The following is a 25,986-nucleotide window of genomic DNA, read 5'->3' as shown; positions in this document are numbered from 1 at the left end:
GGCTCAGGCCGGCGCCAGTTCCACCTGCAGGCCCGCCGCCTTCCATTCCGGAAATCCCGCTCCCAGCCGGCGCGCATGGAAACCGCGCGCCTGCAGCGCGGCCACTGCCTCGGTCGACAACACGCAATAAGGGCCCCGGCAGTACGCGACGATGTCCCGGCCCGGCGGCAGTTCGCCCAGGCGCCGGGCCAGTTCTTCCGCGGGTATGTTGATGGCGCCGGGCAAATGGCCCAGCGCGTATTCGTCCGCCGGACGAACATCCAGCAGCACCACGCTGCCCTCGGCCATGCGGCCCAGCAGGTCCTCGATGGCAATGCCTTCCAGCCGCTCGGGCCGCTGGCGGCTGTCGGCCGCCAGGGCCTGGATCTCGGCATGCTGGTAGGCGGCGAAATCGCGCAGCGCGGCCAGCACGTTGGCCACCGGCCCGCCGCCCAGGCGGTACAGCACCCGCTTGCCGGCGCGGCGTGTCTGCACCAGTCCGGCGCGGCGCAGGTGCTGCAGGTGCTGGGAGGCATTGGCCAGCGACAGGCCGGCCAGCTCCGCCAGGCGCTCGACGGAGCGCTCGCCCTGGGCAATGTGTTCCAGCAGCGCCAGGCGATGCGCATGGCCGAGCGTCCGGGCCAGTTCTGCCAGGGCATCGAAACGGTCGGAGGGATGGGCGGAATCGCGGTTCATTGACGCCATGGTAGGCTCAATCTAATATTCAATCAATTAATTGAATGTTATATTCTTCATCGGGCGCCTTGCCCGGACCTTCCCGAGCCCGACCAATGCCGCCGTCATCCGCGCCCGCCGTCCCGCCGCCCGTCGCCGGCCGCGGCGCCTTCATTCTGCTGGCCGTGGCCCAGGCCACGCTGATCTTCACCATCGCCCTCATCATGGTGCCGCTGCCGCGGATCGCCCGAGAGTTCGCGCTGGGCTCGGCCGGGGTGCTGACGCTGCAAGTGGCCTACGGCCTGCCCTTCAGCGGCTTGCTTCTGTTCGGCGGCCGGCTGGCCGATCGCTTCGGCGGGCGCCGCATGTTCCGCGCCGGGCTGGGGCTGCTGGGCGTCGCCTCGGCAGGCGCCGCGCTGGCGCCAGGGTTCGAAACCCTGGCCGCCATGCGCGTTGCGCAAGGCGCCGGCGGCGCCTTGGCGGCGCCCGCCGCCCTGGCGCTGTTGCGCGCGCTGTTCCCCGCGCCGGCCGGGTTCGCCCGCGCCATGGCCGTGTGGGGCGGCGTCTCGGTGCTGGGCGCCGTGGCGGGTTTCGTCTCGTCCGGCGTCCTGACCCACTGGCTGTCGTGGCGCTGGATGTTCCTCATCCCGATCGCGGTCGCGCTGCTCGGCACCTTCGCGCTGCCGCGCCTGCTGCCTGCCGACGTCGCCGGCGCGCCGGCCCAGCGGCCCGGCCTCGACCCACTGGGCGCGGCCAGCGCCGCGCTCGGCATCGCCCTGACCAGCTTCGGGCTGATTGCCAGCATCGCACAAGGCTGGCACACGCCCGCCACCTATGTTCCGCTGGCAGCCGGCATGCTGGCGCTGGCCGCCTTCGCGCGGTTCGAGCGCAGGCAGCGCGATCCGCTGCTACCGCCCGGCTTCTTGCGCGACCCCTGCCGGGCGGCCGGCCTGTTCGGCGTATTCCTGGCAGCCGCCGCCTCGGTCCTGGTCGAGTTCGTCCTGCTGCTTTACCTGCAACAAGCGCTGGGCTGGACGCCGCTGGCCACGGCGCTGGCCTTCCTGCCCTTCGCCGTGGTCCTGCTCATCGCCAACCACCTCGCCCCTGCGTGCATAGCGCGGCTCGGCGCGGCCGGCGGCGCCAGCGCCGGCTTCGTCGTGGCGGCCGCCGGCCTGGCGCTGCTGGCGGGCATCGGCGCCGGCACGACGTATTGGGGCGGCCTGCTGCCGGGCATGCTGCTGCTGGCCATCGGCATTTCCCTGGTGTTCTGTGGCGGGGCCGTCCTCGCCATGACCCATGCGGCCCCGCACCAGGCCGGGCTGGCGGGCGGGGTCATGAACACCGCCATGGAACTCGGCCCCACCGTTGGCCTGGCGCTGCTGATGGCAATCGCGGCGCTGCCCGCCGATAGCGTCGCCGGCTACGCCTGGGCGTTCGGCAGCGCCGCCGCCATATTCCTGTCAGCCGCCGCCGCGACCGCGCGCCTGGCGCGCCGCGCGGCCGACGGCCGCCATGCCTGTCATTCCTTCCACGCTTCGTGAACCATCGCCATGAACGACTCTTTCTCGCTGCTCCTTCCCGCCATCCCGATCGGCATCGGCGCCACCCTGGTCATGGACCTGTGGGCATTGCTGCTCAAGCGCGCCTTCGGCATTCCGTCGCTCGACTACGCCATGGTCGGCCGCTGGGCCGGGCACCTGCCGCGCGGCCGCTTCGTCCATGACAGCATCGCTCAGGCCGCGCCCGTCCCCGGCGAAGCCGCGCTGGGCTGGTTCCTGCACTATGCCATCGGCGTCATCTTCGCGGCGGCCCTGCTGGCGCTGGCCGGCCCGTCATGGCTGCAAGCTCCGACCTTCCTGCCCGCCCTGGGCATCGGCGTGCTGACTGTCGTCGCGCCGTTCTTCATCCTGCAACCAGGCCTGGGCGCCGGCATCGCCGCCTCGCGCACGCCCCGCCCCGGCACGGCCCGGCTGCGCAGCCTGATGGCGCACGCGTCGTTCGGCGTGGGCCTGTACCTGGCAGGATGGGCCTTCAACATACTGGCGGGCTGAAGCGAGCCGGTCGCGCCGGCCCGCTCGCCCAGACGGCGCGGGAACGTCTATGCTGGCGGACAACCCGGCGCTTCTCGCGCCGGCCGACCCAGCCCAACCAAGGAACCCGCATGACGACGAACCCGACGAACTCCATCCGCGCACAGGTCAGCCCCGAGGAATGGCAGATGCGCGTGGACCTGGCCGCCGCTTACCGGCTGGTGGCCATGTTCGGCTGGGACGATCTGGTTTTTACTCATATCAGCGCCAAGATCCCCGGTACCGAGCACTTCCTGATCAACCCCTATGGCTCGATGTTCGAAGAAATCACCGCATCCAGCCTGGTCAAGATCGACATCCAGGGCAACAAGGTGCTGGAGAGCGAAGGCGACGTCAATCCGGCGGGCTTCACCATCCATAGCTGTATTCACGCGGCGCGCCCCGATGTCGTCTGCGTGCTGCACACCCACTCCATCAATGGCGTCGCGGTATCGGCCCAGGAAGAAGGCCTGCTGCCGCTGTCGCAGTTCGCCATGTCGGTGCTGCATTCACTGGCCTATCACGACTACGAAGGCTTCGCGCTGCTGGAAGACGAAAAGCCGCGCCTGGTGCGCGACCTGGGCGACAAGCAGCACATGATCCTGCGCAACCATGGCCTGTTGACGACCGGCCGTTCGGTGGCCCAGGCTTTCGTGGGCATGCACCGGCTCGAGGCGGCATGCATGGCGCAAGTGCGCGCGCTGGCCGGCCAGGTCAAGCTGCGGACCATCGCGCCACAGGTGCTGGCGATGGCGGAAAAGCAGCTGGAGCAGGTCCGGCTGGGCCGCGGCCCCGAGGGCCTGGTATGGCCCGGCCTGCTGCGCCGCCTGCAGCGCCGCTACCCGGGCTACGATCAATAGACGGCATGCCGCCGGGCTGGCGCGGGCGCAGGCCCGTCACAGCCCGAACATCAGCGAGCGATGCGTCGCCGCGCCCGCCATCGCGCCATCGCCCACGGCCAGCGCGACCGATCCCGCCGGGCGCGCCACATCGCCGCAGGCAAATACGCCCGGCACCGTGGTCGCTTTCATCGCGTCCGTGCGCACGAACGGCCCCATCGGGCCGTCCTCGAGCGCGCAGCCGAGCTGGGCGGGCAAGCCGCCCGGCCGCACCCGGGTCGCCACGAACAAGCCCGCCAGCGCATGCACGGTGCCGTCCTGCATGACGACGTCGGCGGTTCCGTCCAGACGCGCCACCCGCCCCCGCACGATCCGCGCGCCGCGCGCCCGCAGCTGGGCGGATTGCCCGGCATCGGGCTCGAACACCTCGTTGAGGAACAGCGTGGTGGGCCCCCAGTCCGGCAGCATCAGCGCCTGGTGCAGCGACAACTCGCTGACCGCCAGGACGCCCACCGGCCCTTGCTCCAGTTCGTATCCGTGGCAATACGGGCAATGGAAGACATGCCGCCCCCAGCGCTGGGCCAGCCCGGGAATATCGGGCAGCTCGTCCCGCACGCCGGTGGCCAGCACCAGGCGGCTCGCCGTATGCCGCGAGCCTGCGCCGGCCACCACCGCGAAGCCGCCCTCGAGCGCTTGCGCGTCGCGCGCCTCGTCCTGCAGCCAGCGCACCGTGCCGTACTTCAGCAACTGCGCGCGCCCCAGTGCCGCGATGTCGCCCGGCGCGGCGCCATCCTGCGTCAGGAAACCGTGCGACGCCGCCGCGTAGCGGTTGCGGCGCTCGCCCGCGTCGATGACCAGGACGCTGCGCCGGGCGCGCGCCAATTGCAGGCCGGCCGATAAACCGGCATAGCTGCCGCCGATGATGATCACGTCATAGTCCATGGTGTCGCTCCATTGCGTTTCACGTATCTTTTAATGATACATTAAATTCCGCGCAATGGCGCAAGCGGCGCGCGCCGGTTCGCTCTATCGGTGGAGCAAAGCGCCGGGGGATGCGGCGTGCCCGCGGCACAGCGCATCGAAATCGCCGGCCAGGTCGGCCAGGGTGACGGCTCCCAGGCGCTCGATCAGCAAGGCCTCGGCCTGCCGCAGGGCATCGGCCAGCGCCGCGTTGACGGCGCGCTCGACGGCGCAGTCGGGGTGATCGTGGTCGGGCCCGATGGCGAAGATGCGCGGCCCGCCCACGGCATGGTGGATGTCGAGCAAGGTGACCTGGCGCAAGTCGCAGGCGATCCGCCAGCCGCCGTTGTGGCCTTTCTCGGACTGTACATAGCCGGCCTTGCGCAGGCCGGCCATGGTGCGGCGGACCACCGCCGCATTGGTGCCGAGCATGCGGCCAATCTGCTCGGACGTCAGCGGCTGCTCGGCCCGCGCCATGTGCAGCAATACGTGCAGCATGCGGGAAAGTCGGCTGTCGGTTCTCACGGACGGGGAATCTGCTCGGACTGGCTCGATGGAGAACCGATCGTATCAGATGGCGCGTGCCGGCCGGCGCGCGCGGCCGACCCCGCGCCAGGCTGCGACGGGACCGTCCTTCCCGCTCGCCTACCATGCCTGCCAGGCCGGTTCCACGCCCTCGTGCGACGGAAAATGCGGCAGCACCTCTTCGGCCAGTTCCTGGAGGATCTCGGCGGCGGGCCGGGCAGAAAACTGGATGCCCAGGGCCACGTGGTTCACGCCGGCCTCCCGCCATTCCCCCAGCAGATCGATCAGGCCGGTGCGGCCGGTGCGCAGGATGAATCCATCGTTGAGCGGCGTGCGCGGATAATCGGCGCGGGCCACCAGGTCCAGCCATTCATTGGTCATGTGCGGGCGAAAACCGCCGTCGGGGATCAACGCGCGCCAGGCGCTGATCTTCTCGGCCAGCCGGCGCGGCCCCATGACATTCTGCGAGCTACCGGGATAGGTCAGCCAGCCGTCGGCCTGCTCGCCGATCCACGGCAGGCTCTGGCGGCACGCGCCGGTCACGATGAGGGGAATGGCGCCGGTGGCGGGCTTGGGCAGCAGCTCGACGCCATCCATTTTCCCCAGCGGCGACGCGACGGCGCCGCCGTCCGGGCGCAGCAGTTGCCGGAAATGATCCACCGCCTGGGCGAAACGTTCGCCGCGCTGTTCGTGGCTCAAGCCATAGGCGGGAAACTCGACCGGCCGGTCGCCCGACGCGATGCCCAGCACCAGGCGGCCGCCCGACAGCCGGTCAATCGTGGCGGCGGATTTGGCCAGGTCTACCGGATGCCTGAGCGGGAAGATCACGCTGCCCGTGGCCAGCGCGACGCGCCGCGTGCGCGCCGCCAGATGGGCCAGGTAAGCATAGGCATCGAACACCTGGCCCGCGTCGCCGAAACGCGGATCGAACAGCGGCACGTCGCGCACCCAGGTGGCTGCAAAACCGTACTGGTCGATCCGCTCCACCAGGTCGGCCTGCCCCGCCAGCACCTGCATGTCGCCCTGGAAGAAGCGCAGCGGCAGGAAGATCCCGATGGTCAGCGCATCCGGACGGAACATGCGCTGGTAGCCTGCATGCGCGCGGAACGCCGGCGCCGAAGCGCCCCGGCACAGCGGCTGGTACTCCTGGTAAATCGTATCGTTCATGGTTCATGCTCCTTCTGCAATGATTCATGGGCCGGTGGCGGGCGCCGGCAATGCAATGCCGCGCTGGACCGCGGGCCGCGCGGCGACGCGCCGGAACCAGGCGTCCAGCCGCGGATAGCCGCTGAAATCGAAATCAATCACCCGGGCGATGTGCAGCCATCCGAAATGGGCGATATCGGCGATCGAGTATTCCTGCCCCGCCAACCATTCGCGGTCGGACAGGCGGCCATCCAGGGTCGCGAAAATCTCGGCCGACAGACGCCGGTAGCGGTCGATGGCCGGGGCATGGCGGTCCTGCGCGAACATCTCGAAGTGCACGCGCTGTCCCAGAATCGGCCCGGCGCTGGACGCATGGAACATCAGCCACTTGATGGCTTCCCACCGGCCGGCCGGGTCGCGCGGCAGCAGCCGGCCGGTTTTCTCGGCCAGGTACAACAGAATGGCCGCGGACTCGAACAATGTGATGCCGGCCGGCGTATCGACCAGCACCGGAATGCGCCCGTGCGGATTGAGCGCGAGAAAATCCGCCGTCCGGTTCTCGCCATGCTCGACCCGGACGTGGCGCAGTTCGTAAGGCAGCGCCAGTTCTTCCAGGGCGATCGTGGCCTTGAAGCCGTTTGGCGAGCTGTCGGTGTAAAGGACCAATTCAGAAGCGGGCACGGCAGGCCTCCTGCATTCTCAGATTCACAGAATTACTAAACTTACTTGTCTTCCAAGCGAATTCTAGGCAGCCAAAATCAATGCAAAAAGCGATATGATCTAAGCAATAAAATTAGCCAATCTAAATTTCCAATTCTTCCAGGGTGCCTCGATGGGCAAGGTCCTTCCCCTGCTGGCCCTGCGCGCCTTCGTGGAAACGGGGCGGCACGGCAGCATCAAGAACGCCGCCGAAGCCATGGGCGTCACGCCCGGCGCGGTCAGCCAGCAAATCAAGCTGCTGCAAGAGCGCGTCGGCTGCGACCTGTTCGTGCGCACACGCCAAGGGCTGCAGCTCACCGACACCGGCACGCAGGTCTATCCATCGCTGATGCAGGCATTCGACCAGATCGAATCCTGCCTGGCCCGGCTCGACGACATCCATGCCCGCCAGACGCTGACGGTCAGCACCGTGCCGTCCTTTGCCGCATCGTGGCTGGTGCCGCGCCTGGGGAAATTCACCCGCCTGCATCCGGCCATCGAGGTGCGTGTCGAGGCGTCGCCCACCCTCGTGGACCTGCGCCGCGACAAAGTGGATATCGCCATCCGCCATGGCCTGGGCCGCTACCCCGGCCTCGACGCCCGCTACCTGATGGCGCCGGCGCTGCTCCCGGTCGCCGCGCCTGCGCTGCTGGCGCAGGGGCCGCGCATCGCGCAGCCGGCGGACTGCCTGGCCTATCCCCTGCTGCAGGACTCCGACCGCAGCGACTGGCGCCTGTGGCTCGAAGCGATGGGCGTCAAGGACGACCCACGCATCGAACGAGGCCCCGCCTTCGACGACGATTTCCTGCTCATTCGCGCCGCGGAAACCGGACAAGGCATCGCCCTGGTGCGCGACATCTACGCCCGCGAAGAAATCGCCAGCGGACGATTGGCGGTCGCGCTCGACCGCCCCTGGCCCACCGAGTTCGCCTATTACGCGGTGACCCTGCCGGGCGCCGCCCGCAAGCGGGCCATTGCGCAGTTCATGGAATGGCTGGCGCAAGAGGCGGCCGATCCGGCGGGCTAAGGCTCCCCGCCTTGTCCCGCCGCTGATCCCCCCTCCCTCCTGAAGCGGCCACACCGCCGCCCTCTCATCGACGCCATTCGGCGTCGACATTCACGCTCGCCTGGCGCCCGCGCACAGCAAAGGGTTATCCCGCATTGCCCGGCATTTTTTTATACATACAATCCAATTTTAGCCTTTAGGATATTTTTGAACTTCAAGTCGCTAGATACCGAAGGACCCGGCCGATACCGGCTTGGCCTCGATGAAGAGGGGATTGCATTGATGTACCAAATTCGAGTTGAAACGCGCGGCGCGGTGCGTGTGCTTACCATATGCAACGAGCGTATCCGCAATGCCTTCAGCGGGTCCATGGCGGAAGACCTGCTGGCGGCATTCGATGCCGCGGAGGCGGACAGCAGCGTCCGCGTCGTGGTGGTCACCGGCGCCGGCGATGTCGCCTTCTCCAGCGGTCACGACCTCAACGAACTGGCTTCCGGGCAACATGCGCAGAGCGCCGTGGGAGAGGCTCCCTTTGTACGTCCGCTGACCATGCAGAAGCCCGTGATTGCGGCGGTCAACGGCCATTGCTGGGCAGCGGGCTTCATGCTGGCCCTGTCATGCGACCTGCGCGTCGCCAGCGAGAACGCGGTGTTCGGCTCGCCCGGCGCCCGGCTCGGCATTCTGCCGGAGGGCGGACAACTCTACCGGCTTCCCCAGTTGATCCCGCCGGCCCGGGCGCTGGCGCTGATGCTTACCGCCGACCCCATGGATGCGCGCGAGGCCGCCCGTTGCGATCTGGTCTCGCGCCTGGTGCCACGCGGACAAGCGTTGCCTGCCGCCCTGGAGCTGGCCGAGACCATTGCCCAGCGCTCGCCGGCAGTGGTGCGCGCGGTCAAAGTGGGCCTGAATCTGGGTTTGTGGGAAGGCTGCGAGAAAGCCGCGCAGTACGAAGCGCAAACTGCCCTGACGCTGCATCGCGGCCCCGACGCGCGCGAGGGCATTGCCGCATTCCTCGAAAAACGTGCGCCGCGCTTCAGCGACGCCCCCTGACCCCGCCCCTCAACCCCTCCTGGAGCATGCAATCAACATGGCGTCGAATCACCCCTTGCACAGGCTGTTCGAACCCCGTCACGTGGCCCTGCTTGGCGTATCGCGCGATACGAGCAAAGCGGGCTACAAATTCCTGCGATCGCTGTTGGATGCGGGGTACCAGGGGAAAATTTCCCTGCTGGGCCGCCAGGCCGGCGAACTTGAAGGCCTGCAGATTCACACCAGCCCCGATGCACTGCCGGGCGACATCGATGTGGCCTTCAATCTGCTGGGGCCGGCGCAGACCCCGGAGGTCCTGAAGGCCGTGGCAGCGCGCGGCACGGCCTTCAGCGTGGTGTTCACGTCCGGTTTCGCTGAAATGGGAGCGGCCGGCGCCGCTTTGCAGGATGACATGGTGCGTACCTGCAATGCCAGCGGCATGCGCATCGTGGGGCCGAACTGCATGGGGCTGTTCAACCTGCACCTGGGCCTGAACCTGACCGAGATCAGTCCCTTGCCGGCCGGCGCGATCGCGATGGTGTCGCAAAGCGGCAATGTGGGCGTCACGTTATGGGACCAGGCACGCAAGCACGATGTGGGGTTTTCCTGCTTCGTGGGTTTCGGCAACCAGGCCGATATCCCGATGCACGAGTACATCGACTACCTTGGCCAGCATGAGGCCACCAAGGTCATCGTGGTCTACCTGGAGGGGTTGCGGCCAGGCGCCGGCGATGCCTTTTTCCGGACTTGCTCCCGCGTCAGCCGTCTCAAGCCCATCGTCGCGCTCAAAGGCGGCAGGACCGATGCTGGACGGCGCGCCGCCGAGTCCCACACGGCTTCGTTATCATCTTCGGAACGCGTGTACGCGGCACTGTTCGAGGAAGCCGGGGTCATCGAGGTGTCGCAGATGGAACTCATGCTGCCGGTCGCGGAAGCGCTGATGCGCTGTCCGCCCATGCGGGGCGAGGATGTCGCCATCGTAGGCTCAGGCGGCGGCCACTCCACCGTGTGCACCGATGAAGTCGAATCGGCCGGCCTGCGGGTGCCCGCATTCTCGGAGGATCTGCAGCAGGAATTGGGTCGTCGACTGCCGGCCTGGGCTCCCAAGCGCAATCCGGTGGACATGACCGGCGCGTATACCAGCGATCCCAGCCTGTTCGCGTCCCTGACCGGGCTGGTCATGCAGCACGACGCCGGATTCAGCGCGGCCGTCAACTATGGGTTGTACGGCCTATGGAAAGATGGAAAAGTCGCCGAGGACAGCGAGTATGACTACGAGACCGCGGCGCCGCTCATCGGCCAGTTGCAGGCGCGGCTGGACAAGCCCATCGTCTTCTATACACCCTATGCCGACCGGCCCCACCCCTCTTTCACGGCCATGCGCGAGGCGGGCGTGCCCTGCCTGGACTCGGTTGCCGCCGTGGGCGCGGCATTAGCCGCGCTGCGCAAGCGCGGCCGCTACCTGGCGCGGGACGTCGACACGCACGCTGAGGCCGCGCGGACGGACGAGCCGGCTGCGGGGCCGCCCGCGGGCGCCTCGCAGGATTACGCCACCGAGGTTGGCGCCTACGCACTGCTGGCGCGACACGGCGTCAAGGTTCCCGAAGTGCTGACCGCCTCCGACGCCGACCAGGCTGTCGCCATGGCAGAGCGACTCGGCTATCCGGTGGTGCTCAAGGCCGTGCTGCCGGGGGTGGCGCACAAAAGCGACGTGGGCGGCGTACGGACCGGCCTGGGCGATGCCACGGCCGTGCGCCGTGCTGCCGACGACATTTCTCGCAACGTCGCGCAGGCGCTCGGCTCTCGCGCCCTGGCCGGGTTCATGGTCGCCAGTGACCTGGGGCGACGCCGAGAACTGATCGTAGGCGTGCGGCGCGACGTGTCACTGCGCACCCTGGGGCTCGTCGGGCTAGGCGGCGTGCTGGCCGAGGCGCTGGACGACGTGGCGGTGTGCCTGCTCCCCGCCACGCCACAAAGAGTCGAACGCGCCTTGGCGCGCCTCAAGAGCGCCCGCGCCTGGGCGGCCTTCCGTGGCGAACCCGCCGTTCCGGCGAACGCCATCGCCGCCCTGCTCAACCAGTTGCAGGCCGCCCTGCTATCCGATCCCGCCATTGCAAGCGTCGAATGCAACCCGGTCATGGTCATCGGCGATCGAGTCGTCCCGGTGGATGCAGCGATCGCAGTGCACGATAAGGAGTGAACGTGAAAATCGAACTGCCCTTGCTGGAAATGCGCGACGGCGTGCTATTCCTGACCTTGAACCGCCCCGAGAAACTCAACGCCTTGACGCCAGAGATCTATGCCTTCATCGGCGACAAGATCAGCCAGGCCAGCGACGACCCCGAATGCCTGGCGGTGGTGCTGCGCGGCAACGGCCGCGCCTTCTCGTCCGGGTTCGACTTGAAGCTCGAGATGGGAGAGCGCACGCATGAGGACAAACTGCATGCGCTGCACGACGTCGCCAACCGGGCTCGCTGGGCCGTCTGGCACTGCAAGAAGCCGGTCATCGCCGCGATCCACGGCTACTGCATGGGAGGCGCTTTCGAGCTGGTCCTGCCCTGCGACTTCACCATCGCCACCGAAAGCTGCCGCCTGGGAGAGCCGGAGGTCCTGTTCGGCGCCGGCCCGGCCTTCATGATGGTCCCGTGGCTGGTGAACCACAAGATCGCCAAGGATATCCTGCTGACCGGCCGCCAGTTCACGGCATCCGAAGCGCTGCGCATGGGCATCGTCAGCACAGTCGTGCCCGACGATGGCCTGGACGCGGCCATCGAAGGCCTGGTCCAGACGCTCTGCCGGCTGCCCCGGCATGCCGTGCGCATCACCAAGGTCGGAATCAACCGCGCCTACGAAACCATGGGCATGACTCCGCACATCAATAGCTGGGTCGAGGCAGCGGCGTATCTCTCCTTCATCGACGACTCCGCGCGTGGCGAATTCCAAAAGCGCGTGATGCAGGATGGCCCCAGTGCCGGCATCGCATGGCGGACCAACTACTACAAGACCGGCAATAACTCCTGAAGGCCGTACGGCATGATCCATTTGATCGGAAAACAGCTGCTGTTGGGATTGTGCGTGGTGGCCAGCGCGATCACCCTCACCTTTTTCATGGTGCGCCTGAGCGGTGATCCCACCACGCAGATCCTGCCGCAGGACGCCACCGCCGAGCAGCGCGTCGCGCTGCAACGCGAATTGGGGCTCGACCAACCTGTGTCGGTGCAGTATTTCCGCTACCTCGCGGGAGCCGTGCGAGGCGATTTCGGCAAGTCGTATTTCGACGGCGACACCGTAACGTCCATCATCATGCGGCGCTTGCCCAACACGGCGCTGCTCGCAGGCGCATCCCTGGCGGTGGCGCTGGCTTTCGCCATTCCCCTGGGCGTGCTGGCCGCCACCCGGCGCGGCGGACCGCTGGACCGCTCGGTGCAGGTGATCAGCGTGATCGGCGCCTCGGTACCGTCGTTCTGGATGGCGCTGCTGATGATCCAGATCTTCGCTGTCGGGCTGGGGTGGTTTCCCACTTACGGCATCGGCAGCTGGCAGAACCTGGTGCTGCCCACAGCCACCTTGGCGCTCTACGTCTTTCCTGGCGTGACCCGCCTGACACGGTCTTCGATGCTCGAGGTGCTGCCATCCGGTTATGTCAGCGCGGCGCGCGCCAAGGGGATGCCAGAGCGCCGGGTGATTTTCCGCACCGTGATGCGCAACGGCATTGTGCCAGTGCTGGCGTTGATCGCGCTGGAAATCGGCACCCTGTTCGGCGGGGCGGTGCTGACCGAGACGGTGTTCTCCTGGCCCGGCATTGGCCGGTTGGCGATCGAATCGATCCAGCGCCGCGACTATCCCATTATCCAGGGCGTGGTGGCCTACGTGGCCGTCATCTTTGCGTCCATCACGGTACTCGTGGAGATCGTGATCCGCCTGGTCAACCCGAGGCTCAGACAGCAATGACGACCAACTCACTGACAATGAATCCGCTGCATGGCGTGCGACGCGCCCTGGCGGGCCAGCCAGCCATCATCGTGATCGCGGCGCTCTTCATGGCATTGGTAGTGGCCGCTGCCATTGGCGGCGAGGCACTGGCGCCGCACGACCCCACCTACCAGGATCTGGGCAGCCGCCTGCTCCCGCCCGGAGCCCAAGGGCCGGAGGGCCGCTATTGGCTGGGCACCGAGGCGCTCGGGCGCGACGTGCTTTCTCTACTGATCGTCGGCGCGCGCCCGGCGCTCGTCGTTTCTATCGTGGCAGTGCTGCTGGCGGCCGCGGTTGGCATATGTACTGGCGTCGGCGCCGGCTACCGCGGTGGCCGCCTGGCCGACCTGCTGCTCTACCTGTCGAACATCCAGCTTTCATTCCCGTTCTTCCTGCTGGCGATCACGATCGTCGGCATCCTGCGGCCCAGCGTGCCGCTGGTCATCGGCGTGATAGCGCTTGGCAGCTGGGTGCCGTTCGCCCGCATCACCTACTCGGATACCACCCAGATCAAGAACCTGGAGTACATCGAAGCCGTGCATGTAATGCGCGGTACTACGCTACGCATCCTGGCCCGCCACATCCTGCCCAATGTGTTGCCGAATGTCCTGGTACTGGCGACCTTTGCGCTGGGTACGGCGATCGTGATGGAAAGCGGCCTGAGTTTTGTCGGCCTTGGAGTGCCGACAGATACGCCGACCTGGGGCAGGATGCTCAGCGAAGGCCGCGACTACATGCAGACCGCCTGGTGGCTGACCGTATTTCCAGGCGGATGCATCTTCCTGCTGGTCCTGTCGATCAACGTATTGGGCGAGCAGTTGCGGGATTACTCCGATCCCAAACTGACCCGGGGCTGAGCCCTGCCCGACCGGGCCATCGTTCTTCTCAGATACCGCAGCATCCCATTCCGACTAAAGGGGATTCGCCATGAGATTATTCGCAGCTGTTACCAAGACCCTGCCGTCAGGCTCGCGCCTACGCTGGTGGCGCAATAGCCTACTGGCTGCGGCGCTATTGTCTGCCCCCTGCGCCCAGGCCGTCACCGATCAGGAGGTCCGCATCGCGCTCAGCGGCGGCATCGACCTGCTTGATCCCAGCCGCACCGCCAACGGTCCCGACATGGCCATCATGAGCCAGATCTATGAGACCCTGCTGGTCCTGGATCCGGAAACCGGCCAACTCAAGCCGCACCTGGCCAAGTCCTTCGAACTGAAGGAACCTACGCTGTGGGAATTCAAACTGCGCGATGACGTCAAGTTCCACGATGGCACGCCTTTTACTGCCCAGGACGTGAAGTATTCGTTGGAACGCTTGCTCACGCCCAACCTCAATTCGCCGCACTATTCGCAGATCACGTCGATCGCCGAGATTATTGTGGTGGACGACCATACCGTGCAGATCCGCACCAAGACCCTCGACCCGCTGCTGGCCCGCCGCATGCAACCCATCGGCGGAAGCGGCCGCGTCTTCATCGTGCCGAAGCACTACTTCGAGACGCACAGCAACCAGGAGGTCAATGACAAGCCCATGGGGACCGGCCCCTACAAGTTGGAAGAATGGCGCAAGGGCACGTCCCTGACGCTGGTGCGCAATCCCGACTATTGGGGGCCGATGCCGGATGTCGCGCGTGGGCGGTACACGTTTGTCCCCGAGAATTCCACCCGGGTGAACGCCTTGCTGCAGGGCGATGTGGATATCATCCAGCGCGTTCCCATCTCCGACGTCGAGCGGATCGAAAAATCCGACAACGCCAGGATCGTCGCCAGCATGAACGGCCTGGTACACACGCTGTTGCTCGACTCGCGCAAACCGCCTTTCAACGATATTCGCGTGCGCCAGGCATTCGCCGCATCGTTGGACATCAACAACATCGTCACTCACCTGCTGGGCAAGTACGGGCGCGTGCTCGGTACGCCGCTGGGACCGAATGTGGTGCAGGTCGACAAGAACATCCAGCCCTATCGGCATGACCGCAAGCTGGCCAAGGAATTGATGGACGGCAAGACCGTAGAGCTCAGCACTTATACGTCCGACGGACGCTATGTCGCCGACCGGGACATTTACCAGGCGATCAACGCCCAACTCGGATCGACCGGGTTCAAGGTGTCTCCCCGGGTGATGGAGTGGGGCCGCCTGATCGGCATGATGCAGAGCCGCAGCGCGGGGCCGTTCTATGTCATCGGATGGGATTTCGGCGAGGGCGACGCCAGCAAGATGAGTTCCTTCCTGAAATCGAACTCTCCGCTCAGCATCACCGCGGACCCGGAGTACGACCGCATCGCCGACCAGGCCAACGCCGAGATGGACGAGGCAAAGCGCACGGCGCTCTGGAAGCAGGCCCAGAAACTGGTGCACGACCGCTACTATGTCGCGGCGGTATGGCAGGCCGCGTCGATCTACGGCTTCTCGAACAAGCTGCAATGGGAAGCCTTGTATGGCGACAATTTCGACCTGGCAACCGTGAAAGTGGTCGGCCAATGAGCGGGCTTCCCCAGTCTTCCAAGCTGACGGCGACGCTGCTGTCGGTCTCGGCAATGAATGTGGCTTTTCGCCATGCGGGAGCTGACGTTCAAGTGGTCCGGGACGTTGCCTTCAAGGTGCGCCGCGGCGAGATCTATGCCATCATCGGCGAGTCCGGGTCGGGCAAATCCACCCTGGTCCGGGCCGTCATGGGGCTGCTCGATGGGCAGGCACGCACTACCGGCCAGATCATGCTGGACGGGCAGGATATCCTGGGTTTGTCCGCCCGCGCCCGTCGCCGCCTTTGCGGCGAGCGCATGGCCCTGATCAGCCAGGACGCACTGGCTGCTCTGAACCCGTGCACCACGGTGGGCTGCCAGATCGCCGAAACGCTCATGGTGCATCGCGGCACCTCCAGGCGTGACGCCATGCGGCGCGCGGTGGAGCTGCTGGGCATGACCGGCATTCCATCGCCCGCCGAGCGTGCGAGGCAATATCCGCACCAGTTCTCCGGCGGCATGCGGCAGCGGGCCCTGATCGCCATGGCTCTGGCCCTGGAGCCTGACCTGCTGATCGCGGACGAGCCCACCACGGCGCTGGACGCCACCATCAAAGCGCAAATCCTGCAATTGCTGCTGAGCTTGCGCGACCGGCTGGGCATGGCGATCCTGATTGTGACCCACGATATGGGGGTGGTGGCAAAAATGGCGGACCAGATGCTGGTCATGTATGCCGGCAAGGCCGTCGAGACAGGCCCGGTCATGGAAGTCTTCGATACGCCAGCCCATCCATACACACGGGCCTTGCTGAGCGCCATGCCCCGGCTGGACCACTCCGGCGAACCGCTGCGGGCGATCGTGGGCGCCCCGCCCTCGCCACAGCGGCTGCCCTAGGCGTGCGCCTTTCACCCGCGCTGCCCGCTGGCCGTCGCCCGCTGCACCAGCGAAACACCGCCCGCCATACGATGGGGCGCTGGCCGCGAATCGCTTTGTCATTTCACTCCCGAAGAGGTCGCACATGCCGAGCCCGCTTGAGTCCTTGGCGCCGGGCACTGTCCCGGTCCTGCAGACCGAGCAGCTCGGACGCACCTATCGCATCGCCCGGCCCTGGCCGTCCAGGCAACTGTCGCTCGACGCGGTGAACGACGTCAGCCTGACCCTGCCCTCGCGCAGCACATTGGGCGTCGTTGGCGAGTCGGGCTGTGGCAAGTCGACGCTGTCGCGCATGCTGGTGGGCTTGCTGCCGCCTACAAGCGGCACATTGCGCATCAACGGCCAGGAAATCTGGCGCATCAAGGGCACACGCTGGCGCGAGGTGATGCGCGACGTGCAAATGGTGTTCCAATCGCCTTACACCGCATTGAATCCGCGCCTGTCGATCGGCGAGATCGTACGGGAACCGCTGGACATCCATGATGCCGGCCTGAGTCGCGCCGAGCGCCATGACCGGGCCATCGCCATTCTTGAAAAGGTCGGCCTGAACGCCGACCACGCCCGACGCTATCCGCATGCCCTGTCCGGCGGCCAGCAGCAACGCGTGGGCATCGCGCGCGCACTGGTACGGCCCACCAAGGTGGTGATTTGCGATGAGCCGGTATCGGCGCTGGATGTATCGGTCCAGGCGCAGGTCATCAACCTGCTGCGTGAACTGCAGGCCGATCTTGGCGTTTCGTACGTATTCGTGTCCCACGATCTCAGCGTTGTCGCCAATATCGCCAAGGACCTCGCTGTCATGTACATGGGCCGGGTCGTCGAGCTGGGCGCGGCGCGCGATGTGCTGGGGGCTCCTCGCCACCCGTATACCCAGGCGCTGGTCGACAGCGCCAACGTGCCGGATCCGCGCCGCGAACGCCAGCGCACCACCCGCGTACTCACGGGAGAAATCCCCAACCCAATCAACCCGCCGAGCGGCTGCCGCTTCCGCACACGTTGCTGGATGGCGCGCGAACAATGCGCGCAGTCGGTGCCCGAATTGACATCCCGCTCGGGCTCGCCGCAGCGGGTCGCCTGCCATTTCGCCTGAAGGGACTGCCTCATGTCCAGCCAACCCAACACCTCTTTGAACGTGGCCGTGGTCGGCGCCGGTGTAATGGGCGCAATGACCGCATGGCGGCTGGCGCTGCGCGGTGTGCAAGTGACGCTATTCGAGCGCCATGCGCCCGCGCACGATCAAGGCGCGACAGGCGGGGACACCCGCATTTTTCGCGTGGCGTGTAAGGAAGGTTCCACGCACGTCCCGCTGATCCGCGCCAGCCTGCCGCTATGGCACGAGCTGGAGGCCGCCGCGGGGCGGCAATTGCTGAAGCAGACCGGCGTGGCGTCGATCGGGCGCCCCGAAGACGCCAGCATGCAAGCCACGCTGGCCACCGCCCATCGATTCGGGCTGCCCCTTGAGGTTCTCGCCTCCAATGCGGCGGCCGAGCGCTATCCACAGTTTCCCGTGGCGGCGGACGAATGCCTATACCTGGACCCGGAAGGCGGATTCATCCGCGCCGACCACACAGTACTGGCGGCGGTGGCCCAGGCTTGCGCGCTGGGCGCGCAACTGCGCGCCTACACGACGGTAGAGGCCCTCGCCCCCGACTCCACCGGGGTGACTCTGCGGGCTGGCGAACTGGAGCAACGCTACACGCATGCCATCGTCGCGCCAGGCGGTTGGGGCCACACATTCGCCGCACTGGCCGCGCTCCCGCTTGTGCCGCGGCGCATCGCACTATCATGGTTTGCCGCCGCGGACATGAGGCCGTTCGCCGACGACCGGGCATTGGTCATGATGCGCACCTTGCCGGACGGCTATTTCAATTGCTTTCCCAGCACCGACGGCGCCACGCTGAAAGGCAGCTGCAACATCGGCGGCTGGCCCTCCCTGGACAGCCCCGACGCCCTGCCCCGCACACTGCCCAAAGACGAACTGGCGCGGCTGCGCCACGTCGCCGCGCAAAGCCTGCGCGGGGTATACCCGGACCCGGTCCGCATCGGCATCTACATGGATGCCTTCACCCCCGACGGCGAAGGTCTGCTTGGCGCGGTGGACCCGGCGGCGCGGCTCATCGTCGCCGGCGGATTCTCCGGCCACGGGTTCAAGTTCTCGCCGGCAGTGGGCGAAGCCGCCGCCCAACTGGTGGTCGACGGACAAGCCCGGTTGCCGGTCGCTCATCTCGATCCCGCCCGCTACCTGCGTTGAGGCTTGACACTTGGACTTCACTCAGACTTATATCGATGGCCGTTGGCAGGAAGCGTCCGGCGCTGCGTGCACCGAGGTTGTCGACAGCTACACCGAGACCCCATTCGCGACGTTGCGCATAAGTTCCGTCGCCGACGTGGACTGCGCGGTCGGCGCCGCCAGGCGCGCATGGCCCGCTTGGGCCGGGCTGCCGGCGCCGCGGCGCGCCAGCATGCTGCATGCCGTGGCCGACGCGCTCGAGGCGCGCTCCGATGCATTGGCCGACGCCATCATGCGGGAGGTTGGCATGCCTGCCAGGCTGGTCAGACGCATCCAGGTCGCGGCCCCCATAAACGCCTGGCGACGCTACGCCGAACTGTGCGAGCAGGCGGCACACGAATCGCGCATCGGCCATTCCCTGGTGCGACGCGTGCCGGCCGGCGTTGTCGCCTGCATCACTCCCTGGAACTATCCGCTGCACCAGGTCACCGCCAAAGTCGCGGCGGCCCTGGCCGCCGGTTGTACGGTCGTGCTCAAGCCGTCGGAAATCGCGCCGCTCAGCGCTTTCCTGCTGGCCGAAGCGGTCGCCGCGGCCGGCCTGCCGCCCGGGGCTTTCAACCTCTTGCATGGTGGCGCTGATATCGGCCAGGCGCTAGTCAGGCATGCCGAGATCGATATGGTGTCTTTCACGGGCTCGACCCGCGCGGGACGCGAGATCGCGGCCGCTGGCGGGGCGGGCCTCAAGCGGCTGAGCCTGGAACTGGGCGGCAAGTCAGCCGCCATCGCGCTGCCCGGGACTGACCTCGCCGCAGCGGTCAAGGCTACCCTGGCCAGCTGCTTCCTGAATTCCGGCCAAACCTGCTCGGCATACACCCGCTTACTGGTGCCCGCCGCGGAATACGCCAACGCGGCCGAACTGGCCCGACAATATATTGACGCCTACGTCATGGGAGACCCCGCCGCTCCTGCTACGCGCCTGGGGCCCCTCGCCAGTGCGCAGCAGCGTCGCCGGGTCCTGGCCCTGCTCCAACAGGCGCAGGCTGGCGGCGCGCAGATTATCGCGGGCGGTCCACGCGCCTGCCCTGTCCCGGCGCATGGCTATTTCGTCGCGCCGACAGTCCTGGGCAACGTTGCCCCCGTCGCGCCCATCGCTCAGGAAGAGATTTTCGGTCCAGTGCTGGTGCTGTTGCCCTATGACGAGCCCGCGCAGGCGGTCGCCATCGCCAATGGCACTCCGTATGGCCTGGCCGCGGCGGTCTGGGGCGCCTCGGCGGTCCAGGCCTATCATGCCGCGCGAGGCTTGCGGGCCGGGCAAGTCGAGATCAATGGCGCGCCCTTCAATCCGGATGCGCCATTCGGGGGCTTCCGCCAATCCGGAATGGGCCGCGAGAACGGTCCGTTCGGCCTCGAGGAGTTCACCGAAACGATCTCCTACCAGCTACCGGCGGACTTCCCGGTTGCACCGCCACCATCCTCCTGACAAGGCTCGCATGGAATACACAGAACTGCTCTACCAGCGCAGCGATTGGATCGCCATCATCACGTTGAACCGCCCCCGCCACATGAACGCCTTGACGCGCAGGCTGGAGCTGGAACTGCGCGATGCCATCGACCGGGCCGATGACGATCCGCAGGTCCGGGCGATCATGCTGACCGGGGCCGGCAAGGCATTCTGCGCCGGTATGGACATGGGTGAACTGGCGACGCTGCCGCCCGACGATATTCTGGATCTGAGCCGGATGCGTCCGTTCGATATGAACCGGCGCGCCGACTACCAGACGCGCTACTCGTACTTTCCCGCTTGTTCAAAGCCGATCATCGCAGCGATCAACGGCGCGGCGGCCGGCCTGGGCCTGGTGATGGCGCTGTACAGCGACTTTCGCTACGCCTCGGACAACGCAGTCTTCACGACCGCCTTCGCCCGGCGCGGCCTGGTGGCCGAGCATGGCATCGCCTGGATACTGTCACGCGTCATCGGCCATGCACGAGCCGCCGATCTGCTGCTGAGTTCGCGACGCGTCGAAGCCGGCGAAGCGCTACAGATGGGGCTGGTGCACCGGGTTTTACAGCAAGACATGCTGCACGAGCAGGCGCTGGCATTGGCGACCGCCCTGGCCACCGAAGTCTCGCCGCGGTCCTTGCGCATCATGAAACGCCAGATCTGGGAGGCGCCATTCCAGGACCTGGCCGAAGCCGTCCGCCTGGCCAATTGCGAAATGGTGGAGAGCTTGCGCAGCGCCGACTTCAAGGAGGGTATCGCTCACTTCGTCGAACGGCGGCAGCCTGCGTTCACGGGACGGTAAAATTCCCCAGCAGCTATAAGGTGCTTGCTTCGGGGCAGGCCTAGTGAAAGGACATTGCGTGACACAAAAAAAACAGCCGCGGACAAAAGGCCGGAGATCGATTCGCAGGATGATATTCCCACGTCGCTGCGCTTCGAAGAAATGCTCGGCCGCAAGAGCCTGGACCGTTCGCTGCCCAAGCGCGAGCGCACCCGGTATCTATTCCTGACCATCACCGCCCGCTGCATCCAGGAGGAGCCCCAGCGCAATCCCACCGTCGAGTTCGTCCTGGACCAGTCCGGCCTGTCGCGCGGTACGTTCTACAACCATTTCAAGGATGTCGATGACTGCGTCTTCGAGATGCTCAGCCTGTTCCTCGAATATATCGAATCGGCGCGAGTGAGCAACTCGCGCAACCTTCCCACCTACGAGGCGATCCTGGAGGCCAACGACTGGTACTGCCGCGCCTATGAAGCCAACGCCAACCTGTACGCCGCGGTGCATCGCAACGCGGCGATTACCAAGCTGCGCGAGGATCGCAATGCCAACTGGACGATGAAGGTGGTGCATGTGTCTGAACGGCGCCGCGGCCGGGCCTTCACCAAGGCGCAACGGCGGGAGTACGTGGGCATGGTTCGTATCCTGATCACCATGACCATAGACACTTTGCGCGAACGTTTCGTCAATCACGACCTCCTGCTCACCCAGGCGTTTCCGACCGCCCGCAGCCTGGCCATCAAAGTCAGCGACATCTGGTTCCGCACCATGGCGGAATACGAGAAAACGGACTGAACGCTGCCCTCACCCGCCCCGCCCAAGCGCCTTCGCCAGCTCGTGGCGCGGCTGCTCCCAGCCCGACGCGGGCACGCTCTGGCCGGCCTGCGCCTGGACCTCGGCCATGGCCCCGCACAGCGCCGCCACTGGATCCCGCGCATCGCCGACATGAATGCCGCGCGTCATCGTGATGTGCGCGCACTCATAGCTGCCCCCGCCGGCGAGCAGGATCATGCGGGTCGGGGCGTCTTCGCCCACCAGGGCGACCAGGCCGGGGCTGACCCGCTCGGGCGTCAGGACCACGGCGGCTTCCGGGTCCAGCAGGCTTTCGGTCATCGCCGTCATGGCGCTGGGGCCCAGGCAGTTCACGCGCACGCCGTGCCGGGCGCCTTCCAGCGCCAAGGTCTGCATCAGCCCGACCAGCGCCATCTTGGCCGCGCCGTAGTTCGATTGCCCGAAATTGCCATACAGCCCCGAAGAAGAGGTGGTCATCACCACGCGGCCGTAGCCCTGCCGCTGCATGTGCGGCCAGACCGCCTTGGTCGCGTTGACCGCCCCCATGACGTGCACCTCCAGGACCAGGCGGAAGTCATCCAGGCTCATCTTGGCGAACGTGCGGTCGCGCAGGATCCCGGCGTTGTTCACCAGGATGTCGACGCGCCCGAACGCGGCGATGGTCCGGTCGGCCAGCGCGAGCATGTCGTCGTAGCGCGTCACATCGCCGGCCACGGCAAGCGCCCGGCCCCCTGCCGCGCCGATGCGGTCGGCCACCTCCTGCGCCGCGCCGTCCAGGTCGTTGACCACGATGGCCGCGCCGTGCCGCGCCAGTTCCAGCGCATGGGCCCGGCCTAGCCCCCCGCCCGCCCCGGTGACGATGGCCACCTGGTCTTTCAATCGATCCGACATGTCCTCTCCATGAACTCGTTGCCGATGCGCACGACGCGCCGAGGCGGCCGCGCCGCCGCGCTCAGTCGGCCCGCCGCACCGGCGGATAGGCGAACGTGCCGTCCAGATGCGCGCGTTGCGGTTGATAGAGCCGCAAGGTCAGACAAAACCCTTCGCCGGGGGGCGCGGGCAGCCAGTTCTGCCCCGCGCCGGGGTCGTCCGCCTGTATTGCGATACTCAGTCCGCCGTCGGCATCGCGCAGCAGGCCGGGCGTGCGGTCGCCGATGGAATGGCGGCCGATGGGGTTGGCCGCCAGCAGGCAATCGCTGCGGCGGTACAGGGTGATGGACCAGAACGCGCCCACTTGCGGCCCGCCCGCCGGCGGGAAGCGCAGCACATAGCGATGGCTTCCCGTCAGCGGCGCGCCGTCGGCATCCACTTCGGCCATGATGTACATCGCCTCGTCGATGCCCAGCGTGCCGATCCAGTTGCGCGCCACCCGGGCCCGCGTCACGATGTCGTCGCCGAAACTGGTACGGACGGACACGGCCGTTGTCCAGCCGCCGCCCAGTTCCGAAGGCTGGGCCACTTCGCGCAGTTCGGTATAGACCTCCTCCAGCGCCGCCTGCAGCTCGGCCGGGGAACGCGGCCGTGGCGGTAGCGGCGTGGCGGACGGATTGCGCGCCAGCATGGTAGCCAGCACGGCCAGGTATTCGCCGGCGTCCGGCACGCCGGTGGCGCGGTTGCCCAGCAAGGTGTCGATGCGCGACAGGGCGCTCGCCCCGTCGGGCCGGCGGATGGCGAAGCGGTCTTGCAGCGCATGGACGCGCGCCAGGTCGGCGGGATCGGCATCGACCAGGATGCGGCCGATCACCCATACGTCGTCGCTGGGCGCGCTGATGCAATGCATCCCGGCCGGCGCCTCGCCGCGCCACGAAGGCCCGTGCACGAACAGGCGCTGCGCCGCCCCGCCGGTGGTGCGGCGTCCGGCGTAGGCCCAAGGGTTGGTCCAGGCATCGAGGAACCCGAGCACCCAGTAGCGCCGCCCCATCTCGGGAATGTCGATGACCAGCGGGCCGCCGGAGAGATCCAGCCAGGCATTGCTGAACAAGGTGTCATTGTTCGGCGTCACGACTTCCTTGTCTTCCGGACTGCGCAAGCGCCGGGTATGCGTGAACTGGTTCACCCAGCGCATCCTGGACGCCGGGCTGTCGCCGGCGAAGCCCGCGTCGGGGTGCCTGCGGGCCGTGTTGGAGGCGCGCATGCGCGCCATCTCGAACAGGGGAAGCGTGGCCATGACGAACTCGCGGGCGGCCGGCGCGGCAGGCGGCGCCGGGCGTGTCAGCAGCACGGCATCCAGCGCGCAGGCGCCCTCTCCGGCGGGCAACACCACGAAAGGATTCAGCTCCACGGATTCCAGCCGATCGCCCGCCGCCAGCGCGAACTGCGAGAGCTGCACGATCGACTCGGCCAGGGCCTCCACGTCCGCGGGTGGCCCGCCACGAAAGCCGTGCAGCAGCGCGGCGGTCTTCAGTTCCGCGATCATCTCGCGGGCCTGCCGGCGGTCTACCGGCGCCAGCCGGAAGACCGTGTCGCGCAGCAGCTCGACATTCACGCCGCCCGCCCCCAGCATCACGACCACGCCAAGCGCGGGATCCCGGCGCGCGCCCAGGATGCACTCCACGCCGCCACGGACCATCGGCGCCACGACCACGCCATCGATGCGGGCCTGGGGCGCCGCGTCCGCGGCGGCCGCCATGATCCGCTCGTATGCCGCGCCAGCCTGTTCGGCGCTGCGAATGTCCAGCACCACGCCGCCGCTTTCGCTCTTGTGCACGATATCGGCCGACAACACCTTCATGGCAACCGGGAATCCCAGCGCGCACGCGTGACGGATCGCGCTGTCGCGGGACGTGGCGCGCAAGACCCGCACGGCGGGAATGCCGTGCTCCCGCAGCAACTCCAGCGCATCGGCCTCGTTATAGGCGCCGCGCCGCAAGGCCAGGGGCGGCCGGGACGGGTTCGCGTCAGGCAGCGTGGCGGGCCGCCGCAGCTGGGCGCTGAAGAAAGCCATGGCGGCCAGGACGCGTATGGCCCGCGCCGGGTCCGCGAACGAGAGGCAGCCGTGCGCTTCGAGCGCGCGCCGCTGCGCCGGGTCGGCCAGGGTGCTGAAAATCAGCAGCCGCCCGGGAAAATCGCGCCGCAGGTCGCGGGCCAGTTGCTGTTGAACCGCAAGCATGGCCGGCGTCGCGCCAAAAGCAGCGAGGAAGATCAATACGCTGCCATGGTCCGCCTCGGCCAGCATGGTGCGCGCGGCGTGCTCCAGCAACGCGGGCTCGGCAGTAACCTGCCCAGTCACATCGACCGGATTGCGCGTTGCCGCGAGCGGCACGCGGGCCCGGATGCCGGCCTGCGCCGCGGCCGGCAGTTCGGCGACGTCCAGCCCTGCCTCGGCCGCGTCGTCGGCCATCATCGCGCCGACTCCGCCCGACACGGTCAGCAGGCCAACCCGCGTATTAGGCGGCAGCCCGGCGACCGCCAGGCCATGGGCGATGTCGAAGAACTCCTCCATGCTGTGCGCCCGCCAGGCGCCATGCTGGCGCAGCAGCGCCTGGTAAATGGCGTCGTCACCCGCCAGCGCCGCGGTATGCGAGGCGGCGGCCTGGGCGCCGAGGGCGGTACGGCCGGCCTTCACGACCACCACCGGCTTGCCGGCGGCGCGCGCCAGCTCCAATGCGCGCCCCAGCTTCGCGCCGTCACGGCATCCCTCGAGATAGGCCATGATGACCTGCGTCGCGCAGTCGCGCGCCATCCAGGCGATGCAGTCGGCAACGTCGATGTCGGTCTCATTGCCGGTGGTCACCCACACGGACAGCCCCAGGTCGCGCTCGCGCGCCATGGCATAGGCGTAGGCGCCGAACGCGCCGCTCTGGCTGACCAGGCCGACCTTGCCGGGCCGGGCCGCCCCGGCCATCACCACGGGCGAGAACGTGGCGTACACCGACCGCGCCACGTTCATGAAGCCCAGGCAATTGGGTCCCAGCACCCGGATGCCCGCGGCGCGGGCCTTGGCCGCGAAGGCGCGCTGCGCCTGGTCGCCTTGCGCGCCCATCTCGGCGAATCCGGCCGAGAACATGACGATGTTCTTCACGCCCGCCGCGATCGCGTCGTCCAGCGCGGCATCGGCCCCGGAAGCCGGAATGGCGAAGATGGCCAGGTCGATGGGCGCGCCCACCGACTGCAGCGAACGGTAGGCGCGACGCCCGCCGATCTCGCCGGCGTTGGCATTGATCGGGTAAATGGTGCCGGCATAGCCATGCTCGGCGAGATACTTCACTGGTACGGCGCCTATCTTGCTGGCGTGGGAGGACGCGCCGACGATGGCGATGGAACGCGGCGACAGAAAGGCATCCAGGTCTGACGAGGTCATGGGCGGGTTTCGGTTGAGCAACGCCCTCGCGCACTGCGATCCGGCCGCCACACCATGCGGACAGCCAGGGCTGGCCGCCAAAGATACGCGCCGG

At 67.5% G+C, this 25,986-nt stretch carries 23 protein-coding genes; 16 read left to right on the top strand and 7 right to left on the bottom strand.

What is annotated here, in order from left to right; translation table 11 throughout:
* Positions 1–3: 3 nt before the first annotated feature.
* The gene (locus tag CAL24_RS08910) at positions 4–675 is read right to left on the bottom strand and encodes an ArsR/SmtB family transcription factor (protein WP_094806446.1); all 672 of its coding nucleotides are present in this window, start codon (positions 673–675) and stop codon (positions 4–6) included.
* Positions 676–770: 95 nt separating this feature from the next.
* Between CAL24_RS08910 and CAL24_RS08905 the strand changes: the two genes are divergently transcribed.
* The 3 genes from CAL24_RS08905 to CAL24_RS08895 all read left to right on the top strand — a co-directional run bounded on the left by CAL24_RS08905 (position 771) and on the right by CAL24_RS08895 (position 3,583).
* Positions 771–2,195, top strand: coding sequence for an MFS transporter (locus tag CAL24_RS08905; RefSeq protein WP_094806445.1), 1,425 nt, complete (start codon positions 771–773; stop codon positions 2,193–2,195).
* 9 nt (positions 2,196–2,204) lie between these two features.
* Positions 2,205–2,705, top strand: coding sequence for a DUF2938 domain-containing protein (locus CAL24_RS08900; protein WP_094806444.1), 501 nt, complete (start codon positions 2,205–2,207; stop codon positions 2,703–2,705).
* A gap of 110 nt (positions 2,706–2,815) precedes the next feature.
* On the top strand, positions 2,816–3,583 hold the full coding sequence (locus tag CAL24_RS08895; protein WP_094806443.1) for a class II aldolase/adducin family protein: 768 nt from the start codon (positions 2,816–2,818) through the stop codon (positions 3,581–3,583).
* A gap of 36 nt (positions 3,584–3,619) precedes the next feature.
* On the opposite strand, the gene CAL24_RS08890 is transcribed toward CAL24_RS08895, so the two are convergent.
* The 4 genes from CAL24_RS08890 to CAL24_RS08875 all read right to left on the bottom strand — a co-directional run bounded on the left by CAL24_RS08890 (position 3,620) and on the right by CAL24_RS08875 (position 6,874).
* Positions 3,620–4,504: an NAD(P)/FAD-dependent oxidoreductase gene (locus CAL24_RS08890; protein ID WP_028353376.1), complete on the bottom strand. Its 885-nt coding sequence runs from the start codon at positions 4,502–4,504 to the stop codon at positions 3,620–3,622.
* A gap of 84 nt (positions 4,505–4,588) precedes the next feature.
* A complete protein-coding gene (locus tag CAL24_RS08885; protein WP_038853154.1) occupies positions 4,589–5,047 on the bottom strand; it encodes an Rrf2 family transcriptional regulator in 459 nt (152 codons plus the stop codon).
* Positions 5,048–5,167: 120 nt separating this feature from the next.
* Positions 5,168–6,214: an LLM class oxidoreductase gene (locus CAL24_RS08880; RefSeq protein WP_038853155.1), complete on the bottom strand. Its 1,047-nt coding sequence runs from the start codon at positions 6,212–6,214 to the stop codon at positions 5,168–5,170.
* A 24-nt stretch (positions 6,215–6,238) separates the two neighbouring features.
* Positions 6,239–6,874, bottom strand: coding sequence for a glutathione S-transferase family protein (locus tag CAL24_RS08875; RefSeq protein ID WP_249278504.1), 636 nt, complete (start codon positions 6,872–6,874; stop codon positions 6,239–6,241).
* Positions 6,875–7,025: 151 nt separating this feature from the next.
* Here CAL24_RS08875 and CAL24_RS08870 point away from each other — a divergent pair, with 151 nt between their 5' ends.
* From CAL24_RS08870 to CAL24_RS08810, 13 genes are all read left to right on the top strand, one after another.
* Positions 7,026–7,919 (top strand): LysR substrate-binding domain-containing protein, encoded by an 894-nt coding sequence (locus CAL24_RS08870; RefSeq protein ID WP_028353380.1) that lies wholly within the window; start codon positions 7,026–7,028, stop codon positions 7,917–7,919.
* Between the two features lie 186 nt (positions 7,920–8,105).
* Complete coding sequence (locus CAL24_RS08865; protein ID WP_249278503.1) at positions 8,106–8,948, top strand: enoyl-CoA hydratase/isomerase family protein; 843 nt, start codon at positions 8,106–8,108, stop codon at positions 8,946–8,948.
* A gap of 37 nt (positions 8,949–8,985) precedes the next feature.
* Positions 8,986–11,127, top strand: coding sequence for an acetate--CoA ligase family protein (locus CAL24_RS08860; RefSeq protein ID WP_249278502.1), 2,142 nt, complete (start codon positions 8,986–8,988; stop codon positions 11,125–11,127).
* 2 nt (positions 11,128–11,129) lie between these two features.
* Positions 11,130–11,948, top strand: coding sequence for an enoyl-CoA hydratase/isomerase family protein (locus CAL24_RS08855; RefSeq protein WP_094806440.1), 819 nt, complete (start codon positions 11,130–11,132; stop codon positions 11,946–11,948).
* A gap of 12 nt (positions 11,949–11,960) precedes the next feature.
* On the top strand, positions 11,961–12,878 hold the full coding sequence (locus CAL24_RS08850; protein ID WP_094806439.1) for an ABC transporter permease: 918 nt from the start codon (positions 11,961–11,963) through the stop codon (positions 12,876–12,878).
* A complete protein-coding gene (locus tag CAL24_RS08845) occupies positions 12,875–13,756 on the top strand; it encodes an ABC transporter permease (protein ID WP_094806438.1) in 882 nt (293 codons plus the stop codon). The genes CAL24_RS08850 and CAL24_RS08845 overlap by 4 nt, the downstream gene beginning before the upstream one ends.
* Before the next feature lie 157 nt (positions 13,757–13,913).
* Positions 13,914–15,380 carry an ABC transporter substrate-binding protein gene (locus CAL24_RS08840; RefSeq protein ID WP_249278501.1) on the top strand — a complete coding sequence of 489 codons (1,467 nt, stop codon included), beginning with the start codon at positions 13,914–13,916 and terminating at the stop codon, positions 15,378–15,380.
* On the top strand, positions 15,377–16,252 hold the full coding sequence (locus tag CAL24_RS08835; RefSeq protein WP_094806436.1) for an ABC transporter ATP-binding protein: 876 nt from the start codon (positions 15,377–15,379) through the stop codon (positions 16,250–16,252). The genes CAL24_RS08840 and CAL24_RS08835 overlap by 4 nt, the downstream gene beginning before the upstream one ends.
* 124 nt (positions 16,253–16,376) lie before the next feature.
* Positions 16,377–17,381: an ABC transporter ATP-binding protein gene (locus CAL24_RS08830; protein WP_094806435.1), complete on the top strand. Its 1,005-nt coding sequence runs from the start codon at positions 16,377–16,379 to the stop codon at positions 17,379–17,381.
* A gap of 12 nt (positions 17,382–17,393) precedes the next feature.
* Positions 17,394–18,542 (top strand): N-methyl-L-tryptophan oxidase, encoded by a 1,149-nt coding sequence (gene solA, locus CAL24_RS08825; RefSeq protein WP_094806434.1) that lies wholly within the window; start codon positions 17,394–17,396, stop codon positions 18,540–18,542.
* A gap of 10 nt (positions 18,543–18,552) precedes the next feature.
* Complete coding sequence (locus CAL24_RS08820) at positions 18,553–20,001, top strand: aldehyde dehydrogenase family protein (protein ID WP_094806433.1); 1,449 nt, start codon at positions 18,553–18,555, stop codon at positions 19,999–20,001.
* Positions 20,002–20,011: 10 nt separating this feature from the next.
* Positions 20,012–20,824 (top strand): enoyl-CoA hydratase, encoded by an 813-nt coding sequence (locus CAL24_RS08815; protein ID WP_094806432.1) that lies wholly within the window; start codon positions 20,012–20,014, stop codon positions 20,822–20,824.
* A 54-nt stretch (positions 20,825–20,878) separates the two neighbouring features.
* A complete protein-coding gene (locus CAL24_RS08810) occupies positions 20,879–21,595 on the top strand; it encodes a TetR/AcrR family transcriptional regulator (RefSeq protein ID WP_094806431.1) in 717 nt (238 codons plus the stop codon).
* A 9-nt stretch (positions 21,596–21,604) separates the two neighbouring features.
* Here CAL24_RS08810 and CAL24_RS08805 read toward each other — a convergent pair whose 3' ends face one another.
* Both CAL24_RS08805 and CAL24_RS08800 read right to left on the bottom strand, forming a co-directional pair.
* Positions 21,605–22,483 carry an SDR family NAD(P)-dependent oxidoreductase gene (locus tag CAL24_RS08805; protein ID WP_094806430.1) on the bottom strand — a complete coding sequence of 293 codons (879 nt, stop codon included), beginning with the start codon at positions 22,481–22,483 and terminating at the stop codon, positions 21,605–21,607.
* A 61-nt stretch (positions 22,484–22,544) separates the two neighbouring features.
* Positions 22,545–25,892, bottom strand: coding sequence for an acetate--CoA ligase family protein (locus CAL24_RS08800; RefSeq protein WP_094806429.1), 3,348 nt, complete (start codon positions 25,890–25,892; stop codon positions 22,545–22,547).
* Positions 25,893–25,986: the final 94 nt, after the last annotated feature.

Origin of the sequence: Bordetella genomosp. 2 (assembly GCF_002261345.1) — a bacterium.
Taxonomy (GTDB): Bacteria; Pseudomonadota; Gammaproteobacteria; order Burkholderiales; family Burkholderiaceae_B; genus Bordetella_A.
Note: the sequence above shows the minus strand (reverse complement) of the source record. Positions and strands in the feature narration are given on the sequence as shown.

Coding starts and splice junctions, on each gene's coding strand:
- CAL24_RS08900 (WP_094806444.1), top strand. CDS start 2,205: ATGAACGACTCTTTCTCGCTGCTCCTTCCCGCCATCCCGATCGGCATC.
- CAL24_RS08800 (WP_094806429.1), bottom strand. CDS start 25,892: ATGACCTCGTCAGACCTGGATGCCTTTCTGTCGCCGCGTTCCATCGCC.
- CAL24_RS08805 (WP_094806430.1), bottom strand. CDS start 22,483: ATGTCGGATCGATTGAAAGACCAGGTGGCCATCGTCACCGGGGCGGGC.
- CAL24_RS08870 (WP_028353380.1), top strand. CDS start 7,026: ATGGGCAAGGTCCTTCCCCTGCTGGCCCTGCGCGCCTTCGTGGAAACG.
- CAL24_RS08860 (WP_249278502.1), top strand. CDS start 8,986: ATGGCGTCGAATCACCCCTTGCACAGGCTGTTCGAACCCCGTCACGTG.
- CAL24_RS08880 (WP_038853155.1), bottom strand. CDS start 6,214: ATGAACGATACGATTTACCAGGAGTACCAGCCGCTGTGCCGGGGCGCT.
- solA (WP_094806434.1), top strand. CDS start 17,394: ATGTCCAGCCAACCCAACACCTCTTTGAACGTGGCCGTGGTCGGCGCC.
- CAL24_RS08815 (WP_094806432.1), top strand. CDS start 20,012: ATGGAATACACAGAACTGCTCTACCAGCGCAGCGATTGGATCGCCATC.
- CAL24_RS08850 (WP_094806439.1), top strand. CDS start 11,961: ATGATCCATTTGATCGGAAAACAGCTGCTGTTGGGATTGTGCGTGGTG.
- CAL24_RS08830 (WP_094806435.1), top strand. CDS start 16,377: ATGCCGAGCCCGCTTGAGTCCTTGGCGCCGGGCACTGTCCCGGTCCTG.
- CAL24_RS08905 (WP_094806445.1), top strand. CDS start 771: ATGCCGCCGTCATCCGCGCCCGCCGTCCCGCCGCCCGTCGCCGGCCGC.
- CAL24_RS08835 (WP_094806436.1), top strand. CDS start 15,377: ATGAGCGGGCTTCCCCAGTCTTCCAAGCTGACGGCGACGCTGCTGTCG.
- CAL24_RS08845 (WP_094806438.1), top strand. CDS start 12,875: ATGACGACCAACTCACTGACAATGAATCCGCTGCATGGCGTGCGACGC.
- CAL24_RS08895 (WP_094806443.1), top strand. CDS start 2,816: ATGACGACGAACCCGACGAACTCCATCCGCGCACAGGTCAGCCCCGAG.
- CAL24_RS08910 (WP_094806446.1), bottom strand. CDS start 675: ATGAACCGCGATTCCGCCCATCCCTCCGACCGTTTCGATGCCCTGGCA.
- CAL24_RS08890 (WP_028353376.1), bottom strand. CDS start 4,504: ATGGACTATGACGTGATCATCATCGGCGGCAGCTATGCCGGTTTATCG.